The sequence below is a fragment of the Nitrospiraceae bacterium genome (assembly GCA_020632595.1).
Taxonomy (GTDB): Bacteria; Nitrospirota; Nitrospiria; order Nitrospirales; family UBA8639; genus Nitrospira_E.
The window spans coordinates 144,814-157,269 of the sequence record JACKFF010000005.1; the positions used below are offsets into that span (position 1 = coordinate 144,814).

The window sequence follows — 12,456 nt, forward strand, 5'->3', positions numbered from 1 at the left end:
GAAATTCTGCGCACATGGAAGTGTTTAATGGATCTGAGGGCGAACGTCACACGCTCTCCCGCAAACCTCCGATCGTTGCAGGATCATTTGTTCCGTGACGCTATCATCCATGCCTATAGTAACGTCCCTTTTTACCGGCGTGTTTGGGACGAAGCGGGTGTAGATGTCCAAGCCATTCGAGGCATTCAAGATCTGGATCGAATTCCAATCATCACCGCTCCCCTGGTGCGAGAATCTGCAAAACGTGGTGAGTTGCTGGCGCGGGGAGTGGACCCCTCATCCTGCACCTATCTTGAGACCAGCGGTTCATCAGGTGCAGCACTACGGATTTGGAAACGGCCGCTCGAGGAACGGGTGCGAAGAGCCGTGGGATTGCGGATATGGTTTGAACACGGATTTCGTTGGCGCCATAACACGGCGCAATTTCAGATAAAGCCGGGTCCCTCTCACGTACTGCAGCGCTTCGGTATTTCCCGGAAGACGTGGATCTCAACGGCACAATCCATCGAGGACCAGTTGGCACAATTGTTAGAAGCAAAGGCGGATGTGGTGGTTGGCACGGCGACAGCCCTTCGCCGGATTGCGCGAGCGAGCGAAGCGGTTCAGGCCACACTTAAACGGCCACGGGTGGTGTTTTGCGCAGGAGAGCTGGTGGATGCCGAAACCCGTCAATTGGTCACCCGAGTCTTCGGCCGTGAACCGGTCGGGCTGTATGGCCAGACCGAGGTCGGGTATATCGCCTGGCAATGCGAACACCGTGGGGCGTTCCATGTGAATGCGGATACACATTTTATTGAAGTCTTGCGGGATGGGCTACCGGTCCATCCGGGCGAATTAGGGACCATTGTGGTGACAGATTTGCGTGCCCGGACAATGCCGCTGATACGGTACAACACGGCTGATCTTGCCATAGCAGCATCTGGTGGATGTTCCTGCGGTCGGCAATTGCCTTTGATGGGTTCAATTGAAGGGCGCGAACGAGCTTCAATTTTACTCGGAGATGGGCGTCTCCTTACGACCCGACAGATACTTGATCACCTCGCGGACACACTCCGCCTCGGAGAATACCGTCTTTACCAGGAAGGCCTAAAGAAGTTTCGGCTCGAGCTCACCTTCCACGCTCTCGTCGGCCATACAAGGATCGAGAACGTAGAACCCGATTCGAATGTCCATCTAATTCTTCTGGGTCATCTTCGCAAGCTCCTTGGAGAGATCGATCTTTCAATCAGGATTGTGAAGCCCTGGCCGGCAGATGGCACGGGCAAGACCCATGCAATCTTCTCGAGGGTCAATATCAATGAGGGTTCTCACAGAGACACCACGGGAACGGCGCCTTGAAACGCGGCATTCCCAAGGTTTCGTGGAAATCACGATAGAGGTTCGCTCAACCTGGTGAATGTGGTTCCGGCTGGTCGAAACACAAACAGCGGGCACGGATAGGATGAAGCATTTTAAAAACATGGTGGTAGAGTGGGTCATCTCCCGCCTTTCCGGCAAGGCACAAGTCCTGGTTCCGCGATATGGCTTTTACGTGTGGACGTGCCTGGGATTACAAGGGGTCCCAGTTGTGTTGCTGCGGGGGCCCACTCTTCCATCCGGGCAAAACGGGACACTATTGGTGGCGGGCCATGATCCCTGGGTTGCCTATTTGCCGAACAGGTTTTTCATCGGGGAGCCCCAACGTGAACTGGTAGGAAATGTGGCGTTACGGGACCTGCCGGTTCTGCTAGACCGCCTGCGTGAAGCGGCCGATCTGACGATCGTTCGTGCAGACCGATTGTCAGCGGAAACATTCTTCGGAAAGGACTATCTCGCGGTTCCTGAATGGATTGACATGCGGCTCGCCCTTGCTGGGGATCTCGATGGGTTGGTGCGTAGTAACCGAAGCATTCGTGAGGATATGCGTCTAGTCCGCAAACACAAGTTGCAGCCATTGGTCACCGAAAGGGAGGAGCGGTTTGACGAGTTCTATGATTCCATGTACGTCCCTTTCTCGAGAGACCGTCATGGAGACATGGCCATCATCAAAGGCCGGCAGGAATTACGTCGGTTTATCCGAAAAGGGGGAATCCTCTGGGTTAGGCGAGATAATCAGCCCCTTGCCGGTGTTCTCTATGAACGAAAACAGGACACGTTTAACCTTTTGGCTATAGGCATGACTTCGGGTGAACTCCCTCTGAAAAAAAGAGGAATTATGGCCGCGCTCTACTATTACAGCATCCAGCATGCCCGCCAATCGGGCTTTACAGAGGTAAATTTTAGGGCCGCTCGGTCTTCCCTGCATGACGGATTGTTTCGCTATAAACGCAAATGGGGAAATGCTTTATTTGACAATCCTAATTCTTATTATGATCTGTTGATCCGTTGGAATAGTGTAAACGGCATAGTGAAGGATTTCTTCTCTCACACGGGCCTTGTCTTTCGGGACGGAGGACGATTGTCGGCAATCCATGGGGACGAAACACAGAGTCGCCGATCTCTCTGGATTGAAGGGCTACATCGGCTCTACCTTCTAACTGCGTGTGGTCGCCAACCGATGATAGATGAGGGAGTTCCCGTTAAGCGTAACCGGAGCCATGCCCGATTCTCAGCGACCCTTTCATGAGGCTTGCGAAGACATCGAGGGCTTCATCAACATTCCCTCGCTTTGCACCGATGATCAGTAAGGTTACCGTTTTGGCAAAATATGAGGTTTGAACACCTCCTTTGGCTAGACAATAGTTTCTGGCTATAAAATTGCGTTGTATCCAATTGTTGATTTGAAAGCCATCAACGAGGACCCCGACCAAACGCATTTCACCGAAGGTTGCCTGAGGGATACGAGACACACAAGAGTAGGAGTACCTATGTGCGGATTGTGCGGCGTGGTGTATGCCGATTCTAACAGGCCGGTCGATCGGGATATGCTTCATCGGATGACAAACATGATGTCCCATCGTGGACCGGATGGGGACGGGTACTTTGTTGAACCGGGCATTGGTCTCGGCTTCCGTCGACTGAGCATCATTGACTTGGAAACCGGCGATCAGCCCATCTCCAATGAGGATCACTCTGTCACCGTTGTATGCAATGGAGAGATCTACAACTACAAGGAATTGCGTCAAGATCTGGAGGCTGCAGGTCATCGTTTCAGGACACATTCGGATGTCGAAGTCCTTGTTCATTTGTACGAAGATTATGGGGTGCGTTGTGTGGATTTTCTGAGAGGCATGTTCGGCTTCGCTATCTGGGATGCCCGGCATCGCCGTCTCATGTTGGCCAGAGATCGGTTCGGTATCAAACCCCTCAGCTATGCCATCAAACCGGGTGCTCTGTTTTTTGGATCGGAGTTGAAGTCCATCCTAGCAAGCGGTGGTATTAACCGTCAGGTTGATGCCGGTGCCATGAGGGAGTTGTTTGCGGTCGGATTTGTTCAAGCGCCGCAAACCCTCTTCTGTTCAATACGTCGGCTCCCGCCCGCGCATTATCTTCTCCATGAAAACGGGAAGATCACGATTCAGCGTTATTGGGATCTCTCCTTTCCATCAATGGGAGAGGAAGGCTTACGACGAAGCTCCACGGAATGGGCCGAGGCGGTGCGGGAAAAATTGGAAGAGTCCGTTCGCCTCCACCTCCGAAGCGATGTGCCATTAGGGTGTTATTTAAGCAGTGGAATCGATTCAAGTGCCATGGCAGGCTTGATGAGCCGGCAAATCTCGGATCCTATCCACACCTTTTCTGCGGCGTTTGAAGACCCATTGTTTAATGAGATAGGTCCGAATAGGATTCTCACCGATTTCTCGGGCTACAATCTCCGCCATCACATCACCACCTGCAGAACCGCCGATTTTGATTTGTTGCCGGAGATAATTTGGCATCGTGAAGATCCCAATATCTCATCTGGGGGCATCCCTCATATGTTGCTCGCCAGGATGGCGGCGCAGCAGGTGAAAGTGGTCTTGACCGGAGAGGGCTCGGATGAAATATTCGGGGGCTACCCGTGGTACCGGGTTGAGCGGTTGCTTGAACCATTCATCAATCTTCCACTCAGTCTGCGTCAACTTATTGCAAACATCCCCTTCCTGAGGAAAAAATATTCTCGATCAAGCCGGGCATTCGCCGCCCATGCCGCAATGGACCGGTCTCGATACATCCAAATAATCGATAATGCCTCCCACCGAAGTTCCGATGATCTTTTTTCCGATCATCTTAGCAACATCCATTCTTCTTTCACCGATTCAGAACCGCCTTGCTCTCTTCCGAAAGATTTTGAAGGATGGAGTCGTTTTGCTCAATTACAATACTTGGATATCAATGTACGCCTTTCGGACTTCATTACAAGAACCCTGGATGCCGCCTCCATGGCTTATGGCCTGGAGGCACGCGTGCCATTCCTCGATCATGAATTTGTCGAATTATGCAGCCAGATTCCATCCGACTTGAAAATGAGAGGGCTACAGGAAAAGCATATTCTTCGACGGGCCCTGGAAGGTGTCTTGCCCGCTGAAATTCTGAAAAGAAAAAAAAGGGGCCTTTCCGCCCCATTTTGGCCATGGCATGGGCGTTTGCCGGAATTTGTTGCAGACGCTCTATCCGAAAACAGGCTCCACACCAAAGGGTATTTCAATCCTCATTCTGTTCGACACATGCTTCAGCAACATCAACACGGCAAGGCGAATTTTGGAAGAGAGTTAATCGGTGTCCTCAACATTCAAATATGGGATGACCTATTTGTCCAAGGGTGCCGTCCGTCGTGAAATGCACGAGTGTGTTGTTCTCCAACTCTGTTTCCACGCTCTATTCCATGCTTCGCCATCCGCATGTCGGACGGGAGAAGATCGCGGCCTTTCAAAACGAACGAGTGTGCAGGTTGGTCGCACATGCCTATCGCCATGTGCCCTATTACCGTGGGCTCTTTGATCGACATGGACTGAAACCCCGGGATATCCGAACGGTCAAGGATCTGGAGGCCGTGCCCATCACTTCCAGGAGTGATTTGCAAGCCTTGCCGGTCGATGAAATCGTTGCTCGGAATGTGAACCCGGGGTCTCTGATTACCCGCGCCTCCAGCGGGTCCTCCGGGCGACCATTTATTGTGCGCCGCACTTGGCTGGAGGAGCGCCTTCATGGAGCCTTTCGGTGGCGTGCGCTCCATGCATTGGGCCTCCGCGCGAACGACAAGATTTGTTATGTGATGGGGAACTGGAATATCCAGAGAGAGGACCAGCTCATCAAGCGGATCCTGGGCAACCTCGGGATGGCCCGGCGAAAGGTCATTGATGCCTTGCAGCCACCCGAGGACATTGTCCAGGCTCTGCAGAAGTTCAAGCCTACGGTCGTGGGGGGGTATCCCGGTGTGTTGGCCAGGGTCGCGCAGACTGTGAATCACGATGTCCTACGGTCCCTGGGACTCCACTTTGTGAATCCCGGTGGAGAAGTCCTGACGCCACTCATGCGCCAACAGATTCAAGACGGGTTTTCGGCGCCAGTCTATGAAACATATGGAAGTATTGAATTTTACCTTCTGGCCTGGGAATGCCCAACAACCGGGGAGTATCACTCATGTGACGATGGCTTAATTATCGAAGTGCTGCGGGATGGGGCCCCGGCGGATGAAGGAGAGAGGGGAGAGCTTGTTGGAACCGACTTGCATTCATTTGCGATGCCGTTGATCCGATACCAGCTTGGCGATGTCGTTACAAAGGGAAGCCAAACCTGTCAATGCGGACAACCGTTTTCCACAATTCGATCGATCCAGGGACGTATGATCGATTACTTCGTCCTTCCCGGTGACAGGGTTGTCCATCCCTATGAGTTGGGGGTCAGAAAGGTCTCCTGGATTCGAGAATTTCAGGTGACTCAGGAACGATTGGAATTCATCGTGATGAAAGTCGTCCCGTTTCATACACCCTCCGCTCGGGAGATGGCGGCGTTGGTTCAACCGGTGATGGCGTTGCTGGGATCGGACGTGGAGTTCCAAGTAGTGTTGGTGGACACAATCCCGAGGGAGGCAAATGGGAAATTTCGAGTGTATCGTTCCCATATTCGATCGGCGTATGACGCCTTTGCATGGCCGGATCAAAAAATAATTCCTCCTATAGTCAATGACGACTGCTAATTCTCATGGCGATAGTGTGGTGGACAAGGAACATCAGGTGACTTTTGCTTGCACCCTACCATCGAACTGTCAAGACACGCGGATATCTCAATCATCATGGGAGGACGATGTCCCCACAGGCACACATTGAAGAGCCTGCTCATGATGTCCGCATTACCAATAATCGAAATGCCCCCACATGTTTTATGGTTGAAAATCCAAATAAATGCATCGGATATCATTTTCGGTTTATCGAACAGGAACGGACTATTCGCTGGGGACGTCCCCTGTGTTTGCTTGAAATTGGTAATCTGAGTAATGAGTCTCTGAGAGTTGAAAATGGGCATGGCTAACCAAAAATTTCCCCGCTTCAAGGACTGGGCGTGGTGGCTCTATGAGCATGCTCCAGCCGGCTTGGAGGATGTAGCCAAGAAATGTGCCCCATGGGTCTTGCCATGGGTTGCGCTTCGCGTACCTGTCGCTTTTTTGCGAGGGCCAACCAGACATTCCAGGCGATCCGGAACCATCGTCGTGGCCGGGTTTCAACCCTGGGCTGATTATCTGCCGCGTCGCTTCTTTGCAGATGCGCCTCGGCGAGAGGTGGTTGGAACCGTTCCTGTATGGGCCCTTCCTACGTTCCTAAAACGTTTGGCCGTCGATGCGGACATTTGTGTCGCGCGCGTCGATCGTGTCTCTGCCCGTCTTTTCTTTGGAGACGGTTACCTTGTGGTTCCCGAAAGTATCGGTTGCCGACTTTTGCTGCCGGTCGATTTTGACAAGCTTGCACGTAACAGCCGCAGCGTAAAGGAAGATTTGGGTACGCTCCGGCGTGAAGGTTTCACGATGGAGGTCTCACATCGGGAGGCAGACTGCGAGGCGTTTTACTCCTCAATGTACCTTCCCTTCGTTCAGAAACGGCACGGAGAGTTCGCCGTGATCTATAACGTGCATCAGCTCCGTCGAAGGTTTCGTCGCGGGGGACTCATCTGGCTGCGGAGGGGCAACCATCGTATTGCCGCGGCGCTGTTTGAGCAGGAGGGTGACGTCTTCCGTGGAGTGGCTTTGGGCACACCTGGAGGGGATCTCACGGTGATGAAGCAGGGTGCTCTTGCGGCACTCTACATTTTCGAAATCAAGTGTGCCCAAGAGAGTAGATCTGCCAGCATTGACTTCGGTGGCACTCCGCCGATTCTCAATGACGGACTTCTTCGTTTCAAGAGGAAGTGGGGAGTCCATCTCATGGATGAACACCAGACTCCCTATGATTACCTGGTCCGGTGGGAGCGACCGAACAAGCAGGTCTTCGACTTCCTTGCTGACGCGCCGTTGATTTTCAGAAACCACGGGCACCTGGCGGGGCTAACCGCTCTCAAGCTCAATGGCGTAGCCCACGCGGATCAAGCCTCTATGATACATCCCTGCTTGTGGATGGCAGGTCTGCAGCGACTCTTTGTGGTGGTGCCAACCGGATATAGCTCACAGGAGGTGGGTGCGCTTCCAGGGCAAGATAGAGGCGGAATACCTTATGTTGGTGGGACGGAATTCTGCGATTTGGAACAAATTCTTCCGACGTTAGGCGGGAATCAACCGATATCGACAAAAGCGCATGGGAATCCCGAGGCAGGCAAAAAGAATACGAGGTGATTGATGTTTTCGGAATATCGCGCAATTTTTAAAAAACGAGGCCATCTTTATCATCAAGCAATGACTCTGTACCCGAGCGCTCGTGCAGAAGAATTCCTTCATATCGTCCGTATGGGTGACATGAAAGATGGAGATATCGTTTGTGATATTCCCTCCGGCGGAGGGTACTTAAGGCATTTCGTGGATCGGACTATGACTCTTTGCCATATCGAAACCTCAGAGGTGTTTGTCGATCTCTGCAGAGCGAATGGCGTGCCCCACGTGTTGCTTTCAACCCTGGAGGATATTCCGGTCGAAACCGGGGCGGTGGATAAAATTATCAGCCTCGCGGCCTTGCACCATGTCGATGAAAAGAGCCGGTTTTTTTCAGAGGCTTTTCGAATGCTAAGAAAGGGAGGGACGCTTACTATTGCCGACGTGCAAGCGGGGTCGGCCGTTTCCGAATTTTTGGACGGTTTTGTCAACGAACACAATACAATGGGACACAAAGGGACTTATATCACCGCAAAAACTCAAGATGAGATCGAACGATGGGGATTTACTATGAGGGAGTCTTCGTTGATCCCCTTTCACTGGAAGTTTGATTCCCCCCAGGCCATGGGACGATTTTCTCAATTGTTGTTCGGGATCGATAAAGCAGACCGTGCCCAGGTCGTAGAGGGTATCCGAAAGCACCTGGGCTATAATCTCGATAGCCACGAGTGTCGTATGAATTGGGAGTTGTTATTCCTCAATGCAAAAAAGACCTAGACCGCAATGGTGTCCGGCGATATGGGGTACCTGCTAAACAGGCAATAGCTCGGTTACCGGGTGCTGCGAACGTGTGAAAAGATCATCTTAAACCAATGTCTGATCTTTGATGATTCTTTAGGACATGAAGGTTGGAACTAATTTCATAAGCCGCGGGCAAGAAGCACCCAAACAGTCTTTGGGTGAGCAAGGTTTCAACATCTCTCTGGAAATTCCGCATGCCATCTCACCGGCCACTTCATGGTTGTTTGAGCATTGAAGTCTTGAAAGGGATTCTCGATGGCATCTTTACTCAGGGGAAGTGACTGCGTTGATGTTTATCGAGAGTTGAGGGATGACAACCAACTCGTCTGCGCGGTCGCTCGAGGGTCCGAAGTCATGGGTTGGGTCGTCGTTGATTCGACCGTGTGTGGCATCTCGCGAGGGGGGCTTCGCATGTCTACCAATGTGAGCGAAGCAGAGGTGCGTGGTCTGGCCCGTACGATGACGCTCAAGTGCGGCTTCTTAAGACAACCACAAGGTGGCGCGAAGGCAGGCGTGCGTTTCAACCCTGAGGCCCCGCTCGCAGAACGCCGGCAGCACTTGGAAGCGTTTGGGAGGGCGATCGCTCCGCTTCTGATCAACCGCATCTTTATCCCTGGCCCTGATATGGGTACAAATGACACAGACATCCGCGCGATGCTCGATGCGGTTGGAGTGAAGCTCAAGTGGCGGGAATTGCGCGATACGCAATCGGGGCAGTATACGGCAGTGACGGTGTTCATCAGTGCCAAACGTGCGATTCAGCATCTCGGCTTGACGCTCCCTCGCTGTACGGTAGCCATTGAAGGCTTCGGCAAGGTGGGGAGCGCGTTGGCCAGCCTGTTGGACGAAGCCAATGCCAAGGTGGTGGCAATCTCCACCGAGAGGGGAGCGATTACGAACCCGCATGGTCTGAATGTGAAACAGCTCAACCAGCTCGCCGATCGGCACGGCAGCCGCGTCGTAGATTATTATCCAGATGCCGGACGTATTTCCTGCGCCCAATTATTTGAGTTGCCCGTGGATCTGCTCTGCCCTTGTGCGACTCATCATAGTCTCCATGCTGACAATGCTCCTCGAGTGCTCGCGCGTCTCATCTGCCCCGGAGCCAACAACCCAGTGACGGCCGAAGCCGAGAAAATTCTTTTTGAACGAGGCCTGGTGTATCTTCCCGATTTCGTCGCCAACTGTGGCGGGATACTCGGTAGTACGATGGCCTTCGCCTCGATGAAACGGGAGAAGATCGTCTCGACCATGGATCTTTATTTCGGCGATCGAGTCGTCTGGTTGCTGAAGGAGGCGAGGCTCCGACAGGTATCGCCGCGCGAAATTGCCGAACCGTTTGCGCGACAACGCTTTGAGGAGATTCAGCGAACCGCTGCCCATCCGTCGCTGCGCGGAAAGCTCGTCGCCGCCGGGGTAGAGCTCTATACTCGGGGTTGGGTCCCTGGTGCTCTTGTAGCGGCTCTGGCGCAACCATATTTTGCAAAGAGGTTGGCTTGAGTGGCGCGTGGATCTTGATGGTGTGCTAAGGGAAGGGGGTTCTCTGTTGGTGGTCTTCGATATTTTCCGACTTTCTGGGCCGTGCCCGGCACGGGGACAAATTTTTTACACCTCCATAATAGAGAATCCGTGTATAGACAGACAAAAGAGGGCACTTAGGCTCAGAGCGGTTTTAAGTGGCGTCCTTTATACAGGCTCCTGAAAGAAAAGGCGAAGGTGGATAAAGTGGACGATCGACAAGTTTCTACAGGTGATATGGACCAGGAAAAGACTCCGCTTCTTTCCGTGATTCTGGCAACTCCAGCGGGGTACAGCACCATCCGAAAAGCCGTTTCGCACCTTCGGTCTCAAACCGCCCGCTCGTCATTGGAATTAGTGGTTGTGGCGCCTTCGAAGGAACTGTTGGACCAGGAGGTGGATCAATTGGACGGGTTTGCCTGTTATCAGGTGGTCGAGATCAAGAGATTCCAGTCCATCGGACAGGCAAACGCTGCGGGAATACGTCAAGCGAGAGCCCCCATTGTGGCATTGGCTGAGGACCATTGTTTCCCTGATCCGCAATGGGCAGAGAACCTTCTTTCCGCGCATCAGGGTCCATGGGTTGCCGTGGGACCCGGCGTCAGAAATGCCAATCCCAATACGGCCGTGAGTTGGGCGGATCTGTTCATTGGCTATGGTCCCTGGCTGACACCTGCTCCGTCCAGGGAAGCGGAATTTTTGCCAGGGCATAATACCAGTTACAAACGAGAGATTTTGCTCGGCTATGGGGATCAACTGGATGCCATGATGGAGGCCGAAACCGTCCTCCACTGGGATCTTCGTGGAAAGGGGCATCAATTGTATATGGAGTCGACAGCGAGTGTCGCCCATACAAATTTTTCTCTATGGTCCTCCTGGGTGCCAGCCCAGTTCTATAACGGCCGTCTCTTCGCCGGAGCCAGAGCCCGGCAAAAGCCTCTGCCATGGCGCTTCATGTTTGCTCTTGGGTCGCCTCTTATTCCAATTGTCCGGCTGTGGCGCATTTGGACGGGACTCCCTTCTCAGGAATTAAAATTTCAATTTTTGTCCTGTCTGCCTGCCTTGATAATTGGTTTGGCGGTTGATGGCATGGGCCAAATGTTTGGCTATGCGTTAGGGACAGGGAATGCCCTGGACAAGGTAGCCAGGTTTGAGGTTGATCGGTTCAAACACATTCGAGAGCAGGATCGTTTGGAAATACTGGGTTTTTAAAACAGCGTGGAGGATGAATGAAATCTGATGAAAAGCAGCCCGTCAGAATAGGAATGGTCGGTTGTGGGCGGGCCACGACGGTGCTTCACCTGCCGGCATTACAATTTGTACCTGGTGCAAAGGTGGTGGCTTTGGCCGATCCCAATCCAGAGGCACTTCACCGCGCCTCCCTCCAACTCGCGGTAGAACAGTGTGTTTCTGACTATCGAGCCTTGCTTGAGAACCGGACAATTGAGGCGATCGCCATTTGTGCCCCGGTGGAGTTCCATGTGGAGATCGCCCTGGCAGCATTGGATGCTGGCAAGCACCTCTTTATCGAGAAGCCACTGAGCTTGACCCTTGAGGAATGTGATCGACTTATTGAGCGGGCTGCCGGGTTACCTTTTCAAATCATGTTGGGCTTTAACACTCGTTGGCATCGATTAACCCGACAGGCCAGGACTTTGTTTCAGCAAGGTGCTGTTGGGCCCCTTGAAATTGTTCGCAGCAATCTGTTGACGAATTACAATCAAGATCTCCCCGATTGGAGAAAGAGACGAATCTCAGGCGGGGGGGTTCTGCTTGAAATGGCGATGCACCATTTCGATCTCTGGAAGTATGTATTAGATGAGGAGGTGGAGGAAATCAGTGCACACAGTCGGTCGGGAACCTGGGAGGATGAGTCGGCGACGGTTACCGCTCGCCTGGGTTGCGGCGCCCTTGCTTCGGCGACATTCTCCGAATGTGCAACTCAAACGAACGGTATGGAGATTTATGGACGAGATGGATCGCTCGGGATTGACTTTTATCGTTTTGACGGGTTGCAAACTTCCACCACATCCGAAAATTCGGGGAATATCCAAGCACGAATCAGAGGTTTGAGGAAATTTGTCAACGAACTCCCCGAGGCGATCGCCACGAATCGGCAGGGCGGAGAATGGCGCCGGTCTTACATAGAAGAATGGCGGCATTTTATCGGCTCAGTCCGTGCGGGTGGCCGGATTGAATGCGGTTTAGAAGATGGACGGCGTGCCCTGGCTGTTGCCTTAGCCGCGTTGGAGTCTGCAGCCACGGGAAAAGCGGTGACGGTAGCCAAGAGATAGCTAGGTATTGAAGTACGAAGGGTTGGTCAGTTTAACAAGCTGATTCATTGCCTACTACATGGATATTCGCAGATTATATGGCACCTTATTCCAAAGAAATCTTCGCGAATGCCCTTGGATCAGGTCACGCAGCCGGGCAGCCAGTTCCTT

Annotated in this window: 10 protein-coding genes; all 10 read left to right on the forward strand. The window is 52.8% G+C overall.

The window, feature by feature from the left end; all coding sequences use genetic code 11:
* Positions 1-27: 27 nt before the first annotated feature.
* The 10 genes from H6750_11405 to H6750_11450 all read left to right on the forward strand — a co-directional run bounded on the left by H6750_11405 (position 28) and on the right by H6750_11450 (position 12,306).
* A complete protein-coding gene (locus H6750_11405) occupies positions 28-1,338 on the forward strand; it encodes a phenylacetate--CoA ligase family protein (GenBank protein MCB9774914.1) in 1,311 nt (436 codons plus the stop codon).
* Positions 1,339-1,441: 103 nt separating this feature from the next.
* A complete protein-coding gene (locus tag H6750_11410; GenBank protein ID MCB9774915.1) occupies positions 1,442-2,605 on the forward strand; it encodes a hypothetical protein in 1,164 nt (387 codons plus the stop codon).
* Positions 2,606-2,846: 241 nt separating this feature from the next.
* Positions 2,847-4,736: an asparagine synthase (glutamine-hydrolyzing) gene (gene asnB / locus H6750_11415; GenBank protein ID MCB9774916.1), complete on the forward strand. Its 1,890-nt coding sequence runs from the start codon at positions 2,847-2,849 to the stop codon at positions 4,734-4,736.
* Positions 4,733-6,097: a phenylacetate--CoA ligase family protein gene (locus H6750_11420; protein ID MCB9774917.1), complete on the forward strand. Its 1,365-nt coding sequence runs from the start codon at positions 4,733-4,735 to the stop codon at positions 6,095-6,097. Before asnB ends, H6750_11420 begins: the two co-directional genes overlap by 4 nt.
* Positions 6,098-6,204: 107 nt before the next feature.
* Entirely contained in the window at positions 6,205-6,429 is a 225-nt protein-coding gene (locus H6750_11425) for a hypothetical protein (GenBank protein MCB9774918.1), read from the forward strand.
* A complete protein-coding gene (locus H6750_11430; protein ID MCB9774919.1) occupies positions 6,422-7,720 on the forward strand; it encodes a hypothetical protein in 1,299 nt (432 codons plus the stop codon). The genes H6750_11425 and H6750_11430 overlap by 8 nt, the downstream gene beginning before the upstream one ends.
* A gap of 3 nt (positions 7,721-7,723) precedes the next feature.
* Positions 7,724-8,470, forward strand: coding sequence for a methyltransferase domain-containing protein (locus tag H6750_11435; GenBank protein ID MCB9774920.1), 747 nt, complete (start codon positions 7,724-7,726; stop codon positions 8,468-8,470).
* A 378-nt stretch (positions 8,471-8,848) separates the two neighbouring features.
* Positions 8,849-9,994: a Glu/Leu/Phe/Val dehydrogenase gene (locus H6750_11440; GenBank protein MCB9774921.1), complete on the forward strand. Its 1,146-nt coding sequence runs from the start codon at positions 8,849-8,851 to the stop codon at positions 9,992-9,994.
* A gap of 225 nt (positions 9,995-10,219) precedes the next feature.
* A complete protein-coding gene (locus H6750_11445; GenBank protein MCB9774922.1) occupies positions 10,220-11,224 on the forward strand; it encodes a glycosyltransferase in 1,005 nt (334 codons plus the stop codon).
* A gap of 17 nt (positions 11,225-11,241) precedes the next feature.
* Complete coding sequence (locus H6750_11450; GenBank protein ID MCB9774923.1) at positions 11,242-12,306, forward strand: Gfo/Idh/MocA family oxidoreductase; 1,065 nt, start codon at positions 11,242-11,244, stop codon at positions 12,304-12,306.
* Positions 12,307-12,456 lie beyond the last annotated feature (150 nt).

Excerpts from the sequence above, each read along its gene's own strand:
- H6750_11410 (MCB9774915.1), top strand. The coding sequence starts at position 1,442 with ATGAAGCATTTTAAAAACATGGTGGTAGAGTGGGTCATCTCCCGCCTT.
- asnB (MCB9774916.1), top strand. The coding sequence starts at position 2,847 with ATGTGCGGATTGTGCGGCGTGGTGTATGCCGATTCTAACAGGCCGGTC.
- H6750_11435 (MCB9774920.1), top strand. The coding sequence starts at position 7,724 with ATGTTTTCGGAATATCGCGCAATTTTTAAAAAACGAGGCCATCTTTAT.
- H6750_11450 (MCB9774923.1), top strand. The coding sequence starts at position 11,242 with ATGAAATCTGATGAAAAGCAGCCCGTCAGAATAGGAATGGTCGGTTGT.
- H6750_11405 (MCB9774914.1), top strand. The coding sequence starts at position 28 with ATGGATCTGAGGGCGAACGTCACACGCTCTCCCGCAAACCTCCGATCG.
- H6750_11425 (MCB9774918.1), top strand. The coding sequence starts at position 6,205 with ATGTCCCCACAGGCACACATTGAAGAGCCTGCTCATGATGTCCGCATT.
- H6750_11440 (MCB9774921.1), top strand. The coding sequence starts at position 8,849 with ATGGGTTGGGTCGTCGTTGATTCGACCGTGTGTGGCATCTCGCGAGGG.
- H6750_11430 (MCB9774919.1), top strand. The coding sequence starts at position 6,422 with ATGGCTAACCAAAAATTTCCCCGCTTCAAGGACTGGGCGTGGTGGCTC.